The following is a 203-nucleotide window of genomic DNA, read 5'->3' on the forward strand; positions in this document are numbered from 1 at the left end:
CGGTGGCCGATGTGTTGAATGCTGCTAGTAGTGATGCCTGTGGTATTGCCAGTGAGGTATTGAGTCAAACCAGTTTCGACTGTTCTGATGTAGGCACCTTCGATATTACTTTAACTGTAACTGATAATAATGGGAATCCAACGCAAAAGACGATTTCTGTAACGGTAGAAGATACGACTCCACCGGTAGTGGATGCTGTAACT

1 protein-coding gene is annotated in these 203 nt (G+C 44.3%); it reads left to right on the forward strand.

Features of this window, described 5'->3' with window-relative positions; all coding sequences use genetic code 11:
- Positions 1–203: hypothetical protein (locus ACNKXV_RS14960; RefSeq protein ID WP_417908480.1), on the forward strand; the 203-nt coding region annotated here is incomplete at both ends.

This window comes from Christiangramia aquimixticola (assembly GCF_048285835.1).
Taxonomy (GTDB): Bacteria; Bacteroidota; Bacteroidia; order Flavobacteriales; family Flavobacteriaceae; genus Christiangramia; species Christiangramia aquimixticola.